Genomic DNA, 14,556 nt, shown 5'->3' with positions numbered 1-14,556 from the left:
GGCAGGCCCCGACTTGACGAATGTGCGAAAATCGCACCACACTGGTCAGGTGGAATGGGCTGATGTGGGCGAGCGCGTCCGGGAGAGCCGGTTGGCGGCGGGCATGTCGCAAGCCGGTTTGGCGAGCGCTGTCGGTTTGGAGCGCACGAAGATCGCCAAGATCGAGTCCGGTGGACGGCAGATCGATGCGCTCGAGCTGGCGAAGCTGGCTGCCGCGCTGAAGGTGCCTATGGGGCATTTCCTTCGCGAGCAGCCGGCCGTGCTGTCGCGGCGGACCAGCCTTGCCGAGGACACGGATAGTGCTCTGTCCAGGGATTCCTATCGGCTGGAGGCCAAGTTGATGGCCTGGCTGGACGACCTTCGTCAAGTCATCGCGCTCGGCCTCCTCAAACCGGGCAAGGCGGCGGTGTACGAACGGGCCGTCACCGATTCGCAGGGTGCCCGTGAGGCTGCCTTGTGGCTCAGGAGCAGGCACGGGCTGGGACAAGAGCCGATCCGAACGCTGATGGCGGAGTGTGAACGAGCGGGGCAGTACGTTCTGGTGTCGGACCTCCCCGGCGACGGGGCGTCGCTGATGGAGGGGGATTTCGGCGTGTCCGTGGTCAGCAGGCTGGCCGACCCGGGCAGGCGGCGGGCGACCGCCGCCCACGAGTTGGGGCACTTGGTGCTGGGGGACGAGTACTCGACCGATCTCGGCGTGTCGTCTTCTCGCGAAGAGAGGGAACGTGTCATCGACGCGTTCGCGGCGGAGTTCCTGCTGCCGTCCGGAGTGCTGGAGCAGGTGGCGAAGAGCGACCTGCGGGGCGAACTGATCAAGCTGTCCGCGGTTTTCCGCACTTCGTGGTCGCTGACCGTGCGCCAGGCGGGCCATGTCGGCTTGCTCGACGGAGATCGAATGACGAAGTGGTTCTCCGACGCGCCGACGAGGGCTGAGCTCAGGGATGCCGTCGGCTGGGTGCCGCAGCCTGACCTCGAAGGGGTACGGGTCCCTCCCAGTTACGCCCACGCGGTGATGGAGGCTTTGAAGCAGCACTTCGTCACGCCTGCGAGAGCCGTCGAGCTCATGCACGGAGAGGTCGAGATCGAGGATCTGCCGGAGGTCGAAGCGGGTAACGGCTCGTGATCGTTTCTCGCCCCTTGGTCCTCGACGCGATGTGCTTGAACCATTTCGCGCGCGCCGATCGGCTGGACGTCCTCCGTGACCTGCTGATCTCCGATGAATGTCGTACTACCTACGTGGTCATCGAGGAACTGCGCCTCGGCTCGGTGGCTCATCCCGCACTTCAGGACGCTCTGGCGCTCGAATGGATCAAGGTGCACCGGCTCGACACGATCCGCGAACTCGAGTGTTTCGTCAAGTGGGCGGAAAGGACCGGGGCGGGCCAGCGGGATCGGGGCGAGGCAAGCGTTTTCGCGGTCGCTGAACTGGAGGACTGTACGGCGATAACCGACGATCAAGCCGCGATCCGGGTGGCCAGGCGGTACGGCCTGGAGGTGCACGGAACGATCTGGCTCCTGGCGCGGGCCTGTCGGGACGGGAAGCTGACCGAGGTCGCCGCCGGGAACCTCATCGACTCCGTTCGGGACGAGGTCCGCGCCCGGAACGTGACAGCGGTCAGGAACGCCAGCGTTCGAGCACCGCGTCGATGGTGGTGCGGATCCGGTCGCGGGCGGTCTGCCGTTCCACGCCCGCCATGAGGAGGTCGTCGTACTCGGTGTCCAGATGCCGGACCGAGGCGACGACGGCGAGGAACACCGCTCGTTCGGCCAGTTCCCGCCCGGCGGCCGAGCGGCCCACCCGGCCACTGCCTCGCCGGCCGGCGTGTTCGGCGATGGCGCGGGCCCGTTCCGGCGGGCAGCCGGGGAACATCTCCGTGATCGCGGTGTGGAACCGGGCGGTGAACTCGACGTCCTCGTGGGCGCGGCGTTCGCGATCCCGGCCGCGGCGCCGTTCCCGGACGTCCTCGTCGGCGAGACATTGGTCCTCGGCGCTGCGCAGTGCCGCTTCCTCGACCAGGAGCCCTTGCCGCTCACTGCGCTTCCGTGACCGGTTGAAGCGGACGACCACGGCGGAAAGCCGGCTCGCCTTCTTCGCCCGGCGGGTCAGGGCGGTGTCGCCGGCGGGCAGGAAGACCAGGTGGCCGAGGTCGGCGCAGTCGAGGCAGTGCGGCTTTTCGTTCTCCATGAACAGCAGGTCGCCGGTGCCGCCGCAGTCGGCGCACGTCCAGTCCTTCAAGGCCACGGAGACGACGAGGTCCGGCGCTTTCCGTTGCCGGGCGAGGACTTGCGCTCGTTTGGCCTCGGACAGTCCCGGCATGAGCCACTGCGTCCGGAACAGCGGTTCGAGACCGGCCAGCTCACCCGAAGCCACCCGGAGGACCGCCCGGTCGCGGGTCGCGCCGACATGCTCGATCTCCGAGCTTTCGAGGGCCTTTTCCCGCGTCCACCGATGAAGCGCGCCGAGGGCGAACTCCAGTTTTTCCGCGCTCACGGGCAAGGTGGTGGTCAGATCGGGGATCCGGCCCTGCTGCCAGCTTTTGAGCACGTTCTCCGACAGCCAGCCGATTCCGCTCAGGATGTCGAGCGCGGTCACCGATTTCCGTTTGGCCAGCAGCTTTTCCGCCGTCTCGACGACGCGCTGTTCCAGTTTCGTCTCACCCTGCATCGCCGGGAATCCTAGCGATCAGGCGGTTTCGGTGCGGGCCCGGTAGGCCCGGATCTTGGCGCGGTTGCCGCAGCGCTCCATCGAGCACCAGCGGCGGTTGCCCGAGCGAGAGGTGTCGAAGAACAGTAGATGGCAGTCGTCGGCGGAACATTCGCGGACGCGGCCGGACCGCTCGCCCGCGACGAGGCCGATGGCGTCGCGGGAGACGGCGCCGAGGAGTTGTTTCCCGGTGACGGGCGGCGCCCAGGCGAGCCGCCGTGTCTTCGGGTCGACGAGCGGCCTCGGGGTCTCCGCGGTCCCGCTGTTCAGCACGGCGAGGTCGTCGTCCGACGGCGCCTCGCCGCGGGCGAGGGCGGGCGCGACGCGGTAGAGGGCGCCCCGGAGTTCCTTGAGCGCGGCGAGTTCGGCGGGGCGGATCCGGACGTCGGTCAGGGGAGCGGTCAGCCCCAGCCGGGAGCCGGTGAACCACTCGGCGAGGTCGGACGGCGTGTGCGCGATTTCGTAGCGCTCGTACGGGCCTGGGCCGCCGGTCAGCATGAGTTCGAGGCTGAGGCTGCCCGGATCGAACCGGTACCGCTCACCCTGGGTGTTGACGAGCAGTCTTGTTCCCGGAGTCATGTAACCACTATAGTCGGTTTCAGAAACCAGGTAAGACGGTTACGGCGGAGGCGTGATGATCGGCAAGACGAAGGACGCGGGCTGGGAGATCGGCGTGTCCAAGACGGTGGCGTATCCGCTGGAACAGGTGTGGGAGTACCTCTCGGGACCGGGCCTGGCGACCTGGCTGGGCGACGTGCGGCTGGAGCCGGAGAAGGGTGCGCCGTACGAGACGGCCGAGGGCACCGTCGGCGAGGTCCGCGGCTACCGCGAACAGGAGAAGATCCGCCTCACCTGGCGTCCGAAGGACTGGGATCACGAAAGCACGGTCCAGGTGGGGCTCCGTCCGGCCGGGCCGGGCAAGACGGTCGTGGTCTTCCATCAGGAGCGGCTCACCGGCCCGGAAGAGCGTGCCGCACAGCGTGAGCACTGGCAGGCCGTGATGAAGCTGATCGTCGACGGCCTCGCCGGCTGATCAGGAGAGTGTTCGCCGGGCGAGCTCGGCCAGGGTGTCGGTGATCCGTTCGACGCTCAGGCCGAGTTCGCCCGTTTGGTGGAGAAAGACGTCCGCGGCGAGCGGCGCCAGCAGGATGTCGGCGAGCGCGTCCGGGTCCTTCGCTTCCGCCTGCTCGGCGAGGTGGCGGACATGGGTGCGCCACAGCCGGTACGGCCCGCTGGTGAACCGCGAATGCCCGACCTCGGTGCCGAGGACGAGATGCGCGTGCCGGGCGAGCAAGCCGATCATCGCCGCGTAGAACGCGGCCAGCCGCTCGGCGGGCGGTGCGCCGGGTCCCAGCGGGGGAGGGCCGGTGAGCAGCCGCTCCTGTAATTCCCGCTCGTGCTCGTCCAGGAGGGCGACGGCGATCGCCGAGCGGTCCGGGTAGCGGCGGTACAGCGTCGCCCGGCCGACCCCGGCGGCTTGGGCGATGTCCTCCATGGTGACGTCCGCGGCCGGGCGCGCCGCGAAGAGTTCTTCGGCGGCCTTCAGGATCTTCGCTCGGTTGCGGGCGGCGTCCGAGCGTTCCCGTCCCTGGCCGGTCGCGAGGAGATCTTCTGGCATGTCCGCAGCCTAGGGAATATCCGGACGCGGCGTCCACTTGTACCCGGCGAAGCAAGTGGACGCCGTGTCCACTTCCTGGTCCGGGAGGCCCCGATGAGCCACCTTCTCCACCTCGACTCCAGTGCCCGCAGCGCGTCCTTCTCCCGTGAGCTGAGTGCTCGGTTCGCCGAGGTCTGGCGTGCCGCGAATCCGGGAGCCGGCTACACCTACCGCGACGTCGCCGCCGATCCGGTGCCGCCGATCGGCCAGGCCTGGACCGAGATCTGCGACGCCCTCCTCCAGGCCGGGATCACCGATCCGGCCGGCTTTGCCTCGGTGGTGAAGACGCCGGAGCAGCGCGAGGCCTGGGCGGTCGTCGAGCCGCTGCTGGCCGAACTCTTCGCCGCCGACGTCGTGCTGATCGGGGCGCCGATGTACAACTTCTCGATCCCCGCGACGCTCAAGCTGTGGATCGACCAGGTCACGTTTCCGAAGATGTCCTTGGCAGGCAAGGCTTTCGTGGTCGCGGGAGCGCGCGGGGGCACGTATGCGCCCGGTACGCCGCGCGAGCCCGTCGACCACCACGAGCGCTACCTGCGCGACTTCTTCGCCGGGCACTACGACGTCCACGACGTCACGTTCTTGAACTCCGAACTGACGAACGCCCTCGTCGACCCGAGGCTGAGCCCCCGTGATCCCGACCGGATCGCGTCGCGGGAACAGGCGCTCCTCGGCGCCGAAAAGGCCGGAAGGGAGGTCTGATGGGCTGGGGAATCCTGCTGCTGGCGGGAGCCGTCGAGGTCGCCTGGTCGCAGAGCATCAAGCCGACGGAGAACTTCACCCGGTTCTGGCCGACCGTGCTGTGCTTCGTGCTCGGCGTCGCCGCGGTCTACCTGCTGTCGAAGGCGATGGACACGCTCCCGGTCGGCACCGCGTACGCCGTCTTCACCGGCATCGGCGCGGTGGGCGCCATCGTGTTCGGCATCGTGATCCATAAGGACCCGCTCAGCTTCGGCCGGTTCGCCGCGATGGCGTTGATCGTCGGAGGGGTGGTGCTGGCGAAGGTCGCGGAGTGACCTAGGGAAGGGGACTTTCGCGCCGGAAAGTCCCCTTCCCGGCGGCTCAGGCGAGCTTCTCCCACAGGAATTCGAGCATCAGCGCCCATTTGAACGCCAGCTGCTCGTTGTCGGCCGCAGCGCCGTGCCCGCCCTCGATGTTCTCGTGGTACCGCACGTCGTGCCCTTGCTCCAGCATCCGCGCGACCATCTTGCGGGCGTGCGCGGGATGGACGCGGTCGTCCCTGGTGGAGGTGACGAACAGGACCGGCGGGTACTCGCGTCCGGCGTGGACGTTCTGGTACGGCGAGTACTTCCCGATGAACTCCCATTCCGCCGGATCGTCGGGGTCGCCGTACTCGGCCATCCACGACGCGCCCGCGAGGAGCTTGTGGTACCGCTTCATGTCCAGCAGCGGCACCTGGCTCACGATCGCGCCGAACAGCCGCGGATAGCGCGTCAGCATGACCCCCATCAGCAGCCCGCCGTTGCTGCCGCCCTGGATGCCGAGGCGCGCGGGCTCGCTGATGCCGCGCTCGACGAGGTCGGCCGCGACCGCGGAGAAGTCCTCGTACACCTTGTACCGCTTGGCTTTCGTCACCGAGGTGTGCCAGTCCGGCCCGTACTCGCCGCCGCCGCGGATGTTCGCGACGACGTAGGTGCCGCCGCGCGAGAGCCAGCCGCGGCCGATGATGCCGCTGTAGCCAGGGGTCAGTGAGACCTCGAAGCCGCCGTAGCCGGTCAGCAGCGTCGGCCCGCCTTCAGCGTCGGAGGGGCGTACGACGAAGTACGGGATCTTCGTGCCGTCTTCGGAGGTCGCGAAGTACTGCGAGACCGTCATGCCCTCGCTGTCGAAGAACGCGGGAGCGCGCTTGAGGACCTCGACGTCGCCCCCGACGTGCCCGTAGCTCAGCGTCGACGGCTGGGTGTAGCCGCTGGAATCGAGCAGGTACTCGTCGCTGACGTCGGGGTCGGTGCCGGTGATCTGCGCGGTGCCCAGTTCCGGGGCGCCGGCGAGCGGCCGGGAGGTCCAGCCGTCGGACGGCGTGAGTACGCGCAGCTCCGTCCGCACGTCGGACAGGGTCGAGAGCAGCAGGTGGTTGTGCGTCCACACCCAGTACTCCAGCGACGTGCGCGCGTCCGGGGTGAACAGGGTCGTGAAGGTGCGCTCACCCGCCATGAACGCGTCGAACCCGCAGGCGAGCAGAGCGCCGGAGGGGTATGTCGTGCCGTCGACGGTCCAGTCCGAGCGAAGCCGGATCAGCAGCCACTCGCGGTGCGAGGATGTCTGCGCGTCTTCGGGAACCTCGATGCGGTCCAGCCCGGCGGCCGTCCGGACATACCTTTCCGTGCGGTAGAAGTCGATCGACCGGTAGACGAAGTCACGCTCCCAGCCTTCGGTCGGGTCGTGGTGGGCCGACACCGAGACGTCGTCCGCCTTGCCCTCGAAGACCACCGTCGCCGCTTCGAGCGGGGTGCCGCGCCGCCATTCCTTCGCCAGCCGCGGATAGCCCGAATCGGTCAGCGTCCCCGGGCCGAAATCGGTGCCGACGTAGACGCGGTCGCGGTCGATCCAGCCGATCCTGGTCTTGGCCTCGGGCACGAAGAAGCCGTCTTCGACGAACCGGCGCTCGTCGAGGTCGAACTCCCGGACGACCGTCGCGTCGGCACCGCCCCTCGACAGCTCGACCAGCGCGCGGTCGTAACCCGGGCGGAGGACGGCCGCGCCCTGCCACACCCAGTTCTCGCCCTCGGCTTCGGCCAGCGCGTCGACGTCGAGGAGGAGTTCCCACTCCGGTGTGTCGAGCCGGTACTGCTCCAGCGTGGTGCGGCGCCACAGGCCCCGGGGATTGGCCGAGTCCTGCCAGAAGTTGTACAGGTGGTCGCCGCGGCGGCGGATGTACGGGATCCGGTCGTCGGCGTCGAGGACCTCGCGGACCTCGTCACGGATCCCGCCGAACCGCTCGCCGTCCGCCAGTTCCGCCAGAGCCTCGGCGTTGCGGGCTCGCACCCAGTCCAGCGCTGCTTCGCCGGTCACGTCTTCCAGCCACAGGTACGGGTCCTCGTCACTCATGTTGACAGTCTCGCCGGGTGCTCCGTCCCGGCGCCACCAGGTGTGGCATTCCGTATGCTGTGGACTCGCACGTTTGGGGGACACTATGACCGGCACCGACGAGGTACCCAGACCGTTCGCGCCCTCGCCGCCTCGTCCGGAGAAGCCGCGTAACGCGGGGAACGCCGTGGTCGGTCTGCTCATCGTCGCCGCGCTGACCGCCACCGGGATGGCGATCGCGGGCGGGCCGCGGACGGTCGACGGCCAGGCTCTGCCGGTGCCCGGCGAGTACACCTCGGAAGTGGCCAAGGCACCGGCCGGGAACGCGAAGCCCGCGCCCAAGGAGGTGCGGGAACTCGAGACGAACCCGCTGCTGGCGGACGGGGTCGCCCTCGGCGCGGTCACCTGCCGGCTGCCCGCGATCAGCCGCGAGCCCGCGAAACTGGAGACGTACTACAAGACGTTGGTGTCGTGTCTGGCCGAAGCCTGGAAACCCGCCTTGGACCAGGCGAACGAGCCGGCGCTGCCGGTCACCGTGCAGGTGACGCTGCCCGAGACCAGCGCGTGCGGGAAGGCACCGGGCGAGAACGAGGCCGTCGCCTACTACTGCGGTGGCGACACCACGATCTACGCGCCGACCCAGTGGATGCTGGGTGACGCGGGCCTCGAGCGGTCCCGTCACCTCGCGACGATGGCCCACGAGTACGGGCATCACGTGCAGCGGTCCAGCGGGATCCTGTCGGCGGCCGCGGAGAAGATGTCGTCGCCGGAGGAGAACTCTCCCGCCGACAAGGAACTGGTCCGCCGCATCGAACTGCAGGCGAACTGCTTCGGCGCGCTCGCCCTCGCGGCCGCCGCCGGCCGTGGCTCGATCAGCAGGTCGCTGGCCAACGCCGCCCTCGACGACTACGGCCGCGCCGACGACAGCGACACTCACGGCAGCCGTCGTAACCAGCTGAAATGGGCGAAGGCCGGGTTCTCCGGGAAGACGACGTCGGCGTGCAACACCTGGGCGGCCCCGGCCTCGGACGTCACATGACCGACGAGGTGATGGCCGAGATCAACACCGGCCTCCAGCTGCACATCTCCGGTGACCGGGCCGGCGCGCGCGAGAAGTTCGCGGCGCTGTGGGAACGGATCGGCGAGGACGGCGACCCGCTGCACCGGTGCGCGCTCGCGCACTACATGGCCGATGTCTGCGACGACCCGGCCGACGAACTCGCCTGGGATCTGCGCGCCCTCGCGGCGGCCGATTCGCTCACCGACGACCGCGCCAAGGAGTACCACGCGACGCTGGCCGTGCGCGGGTTCTATCCGTCGCTGCACCTGAACCTCGCCGAGGACTACCGCAAACTCGGTGATCACGAGGCCGCGAAGGCCCAGTGGGAACTCGGGCGGGCCACCCTCGGCGCGCTCGGCGACGATCCGTACGGCGCCGGGATCATCCAGGCCTACGACGCGCTCGCGACCAGGCTCGGGATCGAACCGGACTCTCCGGACTTTCGCGCAGGGCGGTGAAGCCATAACCTGGAGTGACTCAGGTCACCCATCCGGGAGGAGCGCGTATGCGGATTTCCGATCTGTTGCGGACCAAGGGGGCGGCCGTCGCGACCGTCTCGCCGGAGACGAACGTCACCGAACTACTCGAGAGACTGGCGGAGCACAACGTCGGCGCGCTGGTGGTCGTGGACGCCGAGGGCGCGATCGTCGGGATCGTCTCCGAACGGGACGTGGTGCGACGGCTCAACGAGCGCGGACCCCAGCTGCTCGACGGATCGGTGTCCGCGATCATGACGAAGATGGTCGCGAGCTGCACCCCCGAGGACTCGGTCGACCAGCTGTCGGTCCTGATGACCGAACGCCGCATCCGGCACGTCCCGGTCGTGGTGGACGGCAGGCTCGCCGGGATCGTGAGCATCGGCGACGTCGTGAAGACCCGGATGGAGCAGCTGGAGAAGAGCCAGGAACAGTTGGAGGCGTACATCTCGCAGGGCTGAGCCGCCGAAGGGCCGTTCCCGGCGCGGGAACGGCCCTTCGCGCGTGCGGCTCAGCCGATGGCCCTGTCGAGCGTGAGCGCGGCGTCGATGAGCCCGAGGTGGGTGAAAGCCTGCGGGAAGTTGCCGAGCTGCTCGCCGTTCGGGCCGATCTCTTCGGCGTACAGGCCGACGTGGTTGGCGTAGGTCAGCATCTTTTCGAACACCAGCCGCGCCTTCTCCGGATATCCGGCGCGGGCGAGCGCGGTGACATAGCCGAACGTGCACAGCGAGAAGGTGCCCTCGTCTCCGCGCAGGCCGTCGGGTGAGGCGCTCGGGTCGTAGCGGTAGACGAGACTGTCGGTCACCAGCTCGTTCTCGATACCCGCCAGGGTCGCCAGCCAGCTCGGATCGTGCGGGGTGATGAACCCGACGTCGGCCATGCGGAGCAGGGACGCGTCGAGGGAGACCGAGCCGTATCGCTGGACGAAGGCCTGCTTGAGCGAACTCCAGCCGTGCTCCCAGATCTGGTCGTAGACCCGGTCGCGTTCGTCCCGCCAGGAGTCGAGCGCGCAGGGCAGCCCGTGCGCTGTCGCAAGGCGGACACCGCGATCGAAGGCGACCCAGCTCATGAGCCTGCCGTAGGTGAAGTCGGCTTTCCCTTCCCGCGTCTCCCAGATGCCGTCGTCCGGCTGATCCCAGTTCGCGGCGAGCCAATCGAGCAGATCCGTGAGCGCCTTCCAGCCGTCGTGGCCGACCTCCGTACCCCGCCTGTCAGCCTGATACACGGTGTCGAGCAGTTCCCCGTAGACGTCGAGCTGAAGCTGATCGGCGGCGGAGTTGCCGATCCGTACCGGCACCGAGCCGCGGTACCCGGACCAGTGCGCGAGGGCTTCCTCCAGCAGATCCGATGCCCCGTCGACGCGGTACATGATCTTCAGCCGTCCGTCGCCGCTGAGGTGCCGTTCCCGGAGCCAGCGGGCGAACGCGACCGCTTCGTCCGTGAACCCCAGAGCGAGCAAGGACGAGACCGACAAGGACGCGTCCCGTACCCAGGCGTAGCGGTAGTCCCAGTTCCGTTCGCCGCCGATCTGTTCCGGCAGGCTCGTGGTCGGCGCGGCGACCATCGCCCCGGTCGGCGCGTAGGTCAGCAGTTTGAGGGTGATCGCGGACCGGTCGACCATCTCCCGCCAGCGCCCCCGATAGGTCGACTGGTTCAGCCAGTCCCGCCAGAAGCGGACGGTGTCGTCGAAGGCCCGCTCGATCTCGGCGACCCGGATCGCGCGCGGCTCCCCGCCGTCCGACTCGAGTGCGAAACCCCTGGCCTGCCCGGTTTTCAGGATGACCGAGCCGTAGACGCCGCCTTCGATGACGTGGGCGTGCATCGGTGGCGGGTCACCGGGCTCCCGGACCGCGTGCAGGGTCAGGGCGGAGTCTTCGCTGTCGAACAGCACGCCGTCTTCGGTGACGGTGGTGGTGTGCGGACTGCGCGCGTAGTCGAACCGCGGGACGACCTCCATGGCGAACTCGACGGTCCCGCGCACGCAGCGGACCAGCCGGATCAGCCGGTGACCGCCGTCGGTGCGGCCGCCGGTCACCGGGCGCATGAAATCGATGACCTCGCCGGTACCCAGCCTGGTCATGAACCGGGTGATCAGCACGGCGGTGCCGGGGAAATAGAACTGACGCGACGTGTACGGCTCCCGGACGGGCCGGATCCGGCAGTGGCCACCGCGAGGATCCAGGAGCGCGCCGAACACGCTCGGGGAATCGAACCGGGGACAGCAGAACCAGTCGATCGCACCGCCGGTGCTCACCAGCGCGGCGGTCTGGAGATCTCCGATCAGCCCGTGGTCGGCGATCGGCGGTTGGTGGTGGTTCACGGGCGGCTCCTTGCCGGAAGGGGTTTTCCGCTCACCCTCGTCCGTGCCCGGGAAGCCGGGCGTCACCCTGGCCGGGTGACTTCCCGGCCAGGGCGGAGTCCCGGCGCTCATCCGCCTCAGGTGATGTGCGCACCCCGGTCGCCGCTGTCCGATGGCCACCGTCAGATCACCCATTTTCAGAAGGGACGGTGAGCCGTGGACACGTTGACCATCTGGACGTTCCGCTCGGCCGAGGGCGCGGATCGCGCGGCGGAGACGGTGCGGAGCCTGGCGAAGAACCAGCTCGTCTCGGTACACGACGCCGCGACGGTGTCGTGGCCGGAAGGCGCGTCCAAACCGAAGCTCCGGCAGCTGCGCAACCTGGCCGGCCGTGGCGCGCTGAGCGGCGCGTTCTGGGGGTTGCTGTTCGGCCTGATCTTCCTGGTACCGCTGCTCGGCGCGGCGCTCGGTGCCGCGGCGGGGGCCTTCGGCGGTCTCACCGCGGATTACGGCATCGACGACGACCTGATCAAGAAGGTCAGGGGAGAGGTCACCGAGGGCACGTCGGCGCTGTTCCTGCTCACTTCGGGCGCGGTCATCGAAAAGGTGCGAGGTGCCTTCAGCGGCCAGGAAGCGCCGGAGCTGATCTTCACGAACCTGACGCCCGAGCAGGAAGGCGCCTTGCGGGAAAGCTTCGTGCTGGAACCGGAACTCGAGGCCGCCGACGCGCCGGGAACGGGGACGAAATGAGCAGGCAGTGGAGTGCCGGTGCCGATCTCGCCGACCGGTCCGGGATACGACCGGTCTGGGCGGGATGGATCGTCTTCGCCAGCGTGATCATGCTGATCCTCGGCGCGTTCGACGTCATCGCCGGGATCGTGGCGCTGGTGCGGGGTGACTACTACATCTCAGGGCCGGAGTACTCGCTCGTCCTGGACGTGACCGGCTGGGCGTGGGCCCATCTCGTGGGTGGCACGCTGGTGGCGGTCTCCGGTGTCTTCCTCATCTCGGGGGCCATCTGGGCGAGGGTGGTCGCGGTGCTCTTCGCGGCCGGTAACGCGGTGACCCATCTGGTGTTCCTCTCGGCTCACCCGCTGTGGTCGATGCTCGTGATCGCCTTGTGCGTGACGGTGATCTGGGCGGTCGTCGTCCACGGCGACGCGGTCCCGAACCGCGAGTCATGGTGATCGACCGGCCTGCGACCCGGACACCGCGGGCGCTCGTCGTCCTGCTCGGCGCGGCCGCGATCGTGGTCGCCATCGCGGGGATCAAAGCGGTCGCGTGGCTGGCGGCGCCGACGTTGCTGGCGCTCGTCATCGTGATCACGCTCAGTCCCGCGCATGGCAGGCTGCGCCGTTTCGGTTTCCCGCGCTGGGTGGCGACGGCGGCGCTCGTGGTGTTCGTCTACGGAATTCTCCTCGCCTTCTGCTTCGCGATGATCGTTTCGATCGCCCAGCTCGCGGAGCTGCTGCCGCGCTACGGCGACCGGATCACCGCCCTGTACGAAGAAATCGCCGGCGTGCTGGCGAAATTCGGTGCCGGGCCGGGCCAGTTGCGTGACATCTTCCACGCACTCGATCCCGGCAAGCTCGTTTCCTACGCCGGTTCGCTGCTCGCCGATCTGACCGGTGTCACCACGAGCCTGGTCTTCCTGCTGGGGCTGTTGCTGTTCCTCAGCGCGGAGACGGCGGACATCGACGACCGGATCGCCGGGATCGCGGGAGAGCGGGCGCGTACGGCCGAAGCACTGCGTGACTTCGGCCGTCGCGTCCGGGTGTACCTGGCGGTGACCACGGTCTTCGGGCTCATCGTCGCGGCGATCGACGCCCTCGCGCTGGTCTTGCTGGGAGTTCCGCTCGCGGCGTTGTGGGGTCTGCTTTCGTTCGTCACCAACTACATCCCGACGATCGGCTTCCTGCTCGGCCTCGGCCCGCCCGCCACGCTCGCGCTCCTCGACGGCGGCCGGCGGGCCATGGTCGCGGTGGTGGTGATCTACCTCGTGATCAATTTCGTGCTGCAGTCACTGGTCCAGCCGCGGTACGTCGGCAACGCGGTCGGCCTGTCCGCGACGGCGACGTTCGTGGCGCTGGTGTTCTGGGCCTGGGTGCTCGGCCCGCTCGGGACGTTGCTGTCGGTTCCGGCGACCTTGCTGGCGCTGGCCGTGCTGGTCGACGACCCGGGACGCAGCTGGGTCACCGCGTTGGTGGGTTCGTCCCGGCGGGATCAGAACAGGATGAGCACGACGAAGAAGAGGCACGCCACGATGTTCAGCAACCAGCCGTGGTCGTTCGTCCAGTCGCGGACGGCGGGCATGAGCCGGGCGGCGCGGCGCCGGAAGAGAAGGTAGGCCAGGAGCGGCAGGGCGGCGATCAGCGTGGTGGTCAGCAGGAACGGGATCGCCGCACTGAACCCCGCCCCGCCGCGGCCGAGTTCGAGCCCGACGACGCACATCACGACGACGTCCGACGGAAAGAACGCGATGAGCAGGAATCCGGTACGGAATCCTCGCCGCGGTCCCGCCGACATGAGCGTTCCCAGCCATTTCGGCGGTTCCGCGGTCTCGCGGTGCGTCCAGTTCCAGATCGCCACTCCGAGGAGAAACGCGACCAGCCCGTACTGGATCAGCGTGGAGACGGAGCCGTCCGAGCCGGAGAGCAGGGGATCGGGCGGCAGGAGCCCGGCGAGCCAGGTCGTGAGCGCGGTTCCCGCAGTCACTGCCGTGGCCACCCCCGCCACGAACGCGAGCGAGGTCGGCACGGCACGCGCCGTCGTGATCAGGATCAGCGCCGACACGAATTGCGGCCCGGCCATCATGGTGATCGCGAGCGGGAGCACCGTGAGCGATTCCGTCATTCCGTACTTCCCGTCGGAGGGTGTTCCGGCACAAGAATCGCGTTGCCCGCCACCGGTTTTCTCCGGCGACGGACAACGCTCGCGCGGCGGTCTCACCGCCGGAGCCCTGGGACAGAGCCGGGCTTCTCGATCCGCGATCTCCAGAATGCGCCGCCGCCGCGCGGGCTTCTTCGTTCTCAGCGGGTGAAAACGGCGCCTCGATTCCGTCACCTACCGCGAGAAAAGTCCCTCGTTCACCACTCTTCGCGACCAGCGGTGACTCGTCTCACCCGCCAAGGAGGAGGTGACCGTCGCACGGGGTGAGCAAGATCGGTCCCCTCACTCGTCTGGGGAATCGAAGGGAGACAATCGGTGAGCACTGAGCCGCGTGGTCGGTCCAGAGCCAAGTTCGTTCTGACAGCACTGACCTTCGTGCTGGTCCTTTCGGCGCAACCGGGAAGCAGGTCATCGGGGGAGGCG

General features: G+C 68.7%; 16 protein-coding genes and 1 pseudogene. 11 read left to right on the top strand and 6 right to left on the bottom strand.

Translation table 11 applies throughout. The annotated features are described in order from the left end of the window. The first annotated feature begins 49 nt into the window (after positions 1-49). Together CVV72_RS17425 and CVV72_RS17420 are read left to right on the top strand one after the other, a co-directional pair. Positions 50-1,123, top strand: a complete 1,074-nt coding sequence (locus tag CVV72_RS17425) for an ImmA/IrrE family metallo-endopeptidase (protein WP_219153378.1) — start codon at positions 50-52, stop codon at positions 1,121-1,123. Then, positions 1,120-1,698 carry a hypothetical protein gene (locus CVV72_RS17420; RefSeq protein ID WP_219153377.1) on the top strand — a complete coding sequence of 193 codons (579 nt, stop codon included), beginning with the start codon at positions 1,120-1,122 and terminating at the stop codon, positions 1,696-1,698. Before CVV72_RS17425 ends, CVV72_RS17420 begins: the two co-directional genes overlap by 4 nt. Here CVV72_RS17420 and CVV72_RS17415 read toward each other — a convergent pair. Both CVV72_RS17415 and CVV72_RS17410 read right to left on the bottom strand, forming a co-directional pair. Further along, positions 1,616-2,665: a DUF2293 domain-containing protein gene (locus tag CVV72_RS17415; RefSeq protein WP_219153376.1), complete on the bottom strand. Its 1,050-nt coding sequence runs from the start codon at positions 2,663-2,665 to the stop codon at positions 1,616-1,618. The genes CVV72_RS17420 and CVV72_RS17415 overlap by 83 nt on opposite strands. A gap of 18 nt (positions 2,666-2,683) precedes the next feature. Beyond that, positions 2,684-3,283, bottom strand: coding sequence for a CGNR zinc finger domain-containing protein (locus tag CVV72_RS17410; RefSeq protein ID WP_219153375.1), 600 nt, complete (start codon positions 3,281-3,283; stop codon positions 2,684-2,686). Positions 3,284-3,338: 55 nt separating this feature from the next. On the opposite strand from CVV72_RS17410, the gene CVV72_RS17405 reads away from it, so the two are divergent. Continuing rightward, on the top strand, positions 3,339-3,737 hold the full coding sequence (locus CVV72_RS17405) for an SRPBCC domain-containing protein (RefSeq protein WP_219153374.1): 399 nt from the start codon (positions 3,339-3,341) through the stop codon (positions 3,735-3,737). Here the strand turns inward: CVV72_RS17405 and CVV72_RS17400 are convergent, their stop codons facing one another. Next, complete coding sequence (locus CVV72_RS17400) at positions 3,738-4,322, bottom strand: TetR/AcrR family transcriptional regulator (RefSeq protein WP_219153373.1); 585 nt, start codon at positions 4,320-4,322, stop codon at positions 3,738-3,740. It abuts the gene before it with no gap. 93 nt (positions 4,323-4,415) lie between these two features. On the opposite strand from CVV72_RS17400, the gene CVV72_RS17395 reads away from it, so the two are divergent. Together CVV72_RS17395 and CVV72_RS17390 are read left to right on the top strand one after the other, a co-directional pair. Then, positions 4,416-5,063 carry an FMN-dependent NADH-azoreductase gene (locus CVV72_RS17395; protein WP_219153372.1) on the top strand — a complete coding sequence of 216 codons (648 nt, stop codon included), beginning with the start codon at positions 4,416-4,418 and terminating at the stop codon, positions 5,061-5,063. Continuing rightward, complete coding sequence (locus tag CVV72_RS17390; protein ID WP_192745547.1) at positions 5,063-5,377, top strand: multidrug efflux SMR transporter; 315 nt, start codon at positions 5,063-5,065, stop codon at positions 5,375-5,377. Before CVV72_RS17395 ends, CVV72_RS17390 begins: the two co-directional genes overlap by 1 nt. A gap of 46 nt (positions 5,378-5,423) precedes the next feature. Here CVV72_RS17390 and CVV72_RS17385 read toward each other — a convergent pair whose 3' ends face one another. Beyond that, on the bottom strand, positions 5,424-7,430 hold the full coding sequence (locus tag CVV72_RS17385) for a prolyl oligopeptidase family protein (RefSeq protein ID WP_219153371.1): 2,007 nt from the start codon (positions 7,428-7,430) through the stop codon (positions 5,424-5,426). A gap of 85 nt (positions 7,431-7,515) precedes the next feature. Here CVV72_RS17385 and CVV72_RS17380 point away from each other — a divergent pair, with 85 nt between their 5' ends. The 3 genes from CVV72_RS17380 to CVV72_RS17370 are packed head-to-tail and all read left to right on the top strand — an operon-like array spanning position 7,516 to position 9,406. Beyond that, positions 7,516-8,448: a neutral zinc metallopeptidase gene (locus CVV72_RS17380; RefSeq protein WP_219153370.1), complete on the top strand. Its 933-nt coding sequence runs from the start codon at positions 7,516-7,518 to the stop codon at positions 8,446-8,448. Beyond that, positions 8,445-8,927, top strand: a complete 483-nt coding sequence (locus CVV72_RS17375) for a hypothetical protein (RefSeq protein ID WP_219153369.1) — start codon at positions 8,445-8,447, stop codon at positions 8,925-8,927. The genes CVV72_RS17380 and CVV72_RS17375 overlap by 4 nt, the downstream gene beginning before the upstream one ends. A 47-nt stretch (positions 8,928-8,974) precedes the next feature. Beyond that, positions 8,975-9,406, top strand: a complete 432-nt coding sequence (locus CVV72_RS17370) for a CBS domain-containing protein (protein WP_034322689.1) — start codon at positions 8,975-8,977, stop codon at positions 9,404-9,406. Between the two features lie 50 nt (positions 9,407-9,456). Here the strand turns inward: CVV72_RS17370 and CVV72_RS17365 are convergent, their stop codons facing one another. Further along, the gene (locus CVV72_RS17365) at positions 9,457-11,265 is read right to left on the bottom strand and encodes a glycoside hydrolase family 15 protein (RefSeq protein ID WP_255632722.1); all 1,809 of its coding nucleotides are present in this window, start codon (positions 11,263-11,265) and stop codon (positions 9,457-9,459) included. A gap of 195 nt (positions 11,266-11,460) precedes the next feature. Between CVV72_RS17365 and CVV72_RS17360 the strand changes: the two genes are divergently transcribed. The 3 genes and pseudogenes from CVV72_RS17360 to CVV72_RS17350 all read left to right on the top strand — a co-directional run. Then, a complete protein-coding gene (locus tag CVV72_RS17360) occupies positions 11,461-11,994 on the top strand; it encodes a DUF1269 domain-containing protein (RefSeq protein WP_219153367.1) in 534 nt (177 codons plus the stop codon). Continuing rightward, complete coding sequence (locus tag CVV72_RS17355) at positions 11,991-12,431, top strand: hypothetical protein (protein WP_125675643.1); 441 nt, start codon at positions 11,991-11,993, stop codon at positions 12,429-12,431. The genes CVV72_RS17360 and CVV72_RS17355 overlap by 4 nt, the downstream gene beginning before the upstream one ends. Beyond that, positions 12,425-13,351: pseudogene (locus tag CVV72_RS17350) on the top strand (AI-2E family transporter); the annotation flags it as partial. The gene CVV72_RS17355 and the pseudogene CVV72_RS17350, both read left to right, overlap by 7 nt. A 116-nt stretch (positions 13,352-13,467) precedes the next feature. Here the strand turns inward: CVV72_RS17350 and CVV72_RS41675 are convergent. After that, a complete protein-coding gene (locus CVV72_RS41675; protein WP_255632721.1) occupies positions 13,468-14,097 on the bottom strand; it encodes a GAP family protein in 630 nt (209 codons plus the stop codon). Between the last annotated feature and the right edge of the window lie 459 nt (positions 14,098-14,556).

The sequence above is a fragment of the Amycolatopsis sp. TNS106 genome, from assembly GCF_019330265.1.
GTDB lineage: Bacteria > Actinomycetota > Actinomycetes > Mycobacteriales > Pseudonocardiaceae > Amycolatopsis > Amycolatopsis lurida.
The sequence above is the reverse complement of the archived record's forward strand: the minus strand, read 5'-3'. Positions and strand labels throughout refer to the sequence as shown.

Excerpts from the sequence above, each read along its gene's own strand:
- CVV72_RS17400 (WP_219153373.1), bottom strand. The coding sequence starts at position 4,322 with ATGCCAGAAGATCTCCTCGCGACCGGCCAGGGACGGGAACGCTCGGAC.
- CVV72_RS17410 (WP_219153375.1), bottom strand. The coding sequence starts at position 3,283 with ATGACTCCGGGAACAAGACTGCTCGTCAACACCCAGGGTGAGCGGTAC.
- CVV72_RS17355 (WP_125675643.1), top strand. The coding sequence starts at position 11,991 with ATGAGCAGGCAGTGGAGTGCCGGTGCCGATCTCGCCGACCGGTCCGGG.
- CVV72_RS17395 (WP_219153372.1), top strand. The coding sequence starts at position 4,416 with ATGAGCCACCTTCTCCACCTCGACTCCAGTGCCCGCAGCGCGTCCTTC.
- CVV72_RS17390 (WP_192745547.1), top strand. The coding sequence starts at position 5,063 with ATGGGCTGGGGAATCCTGCTGCTGGCGGGAGCCGTCGAGGTCGCCTGG.
- CVV72_RS17415 (WP_219153376.1), bottom strand. The coding sequence starts at position 2,665 with ATGCAGGGTGAGACGAAACTGGAACAGCGCGTCGTCGAGACGGCGGAA.
- CVV72_RS17370 (WP_034322689.1), top strand. The coding sequence starts at position 8,975 with ATGCGGATTTCCGATCTGTTGCGGACCAAGGGGGCGGCCGTCGCGACC.
- CVV72_RS17375 (WP_219153369.1), top strand. The coding sequence starts at position 8,445 with ATGACCGACGAGGTGATGGCCGAGATCAACACCGGCCTCCAGCTGCAC.
- CVV72_RS41675 (WP_255632721.1), bottom strand. The coding sequence starts at position 14,097 with ATGACGGAATCGCTCACGGTGCTCCCGCTCGCGATCACCATGATGGCC.
- CVV72_RS17380 (WP_219153370.1), top strand. The coding sequence starts at position 7,516 with ATGACCGGCACCGACGAGGTACCCAGACCGTTCGCGCCCTCGCCGCCT.
- CVV72_RS17405 (WP_219153374.1), top strand. The coding sequence starts at position 3,339 with ATGATCGGCAAGACGAAGGACGCGGGCTGGGAGATCGGCGTGTCCAAG.
- CVV72_RS17385 (WP_219153371.1), bottom strand. The coding sequence starts at position 7,430 with ATGAGTGACGAGGACCCGTACCTGTGGCTGGAAGACGTGACCGGCGAA.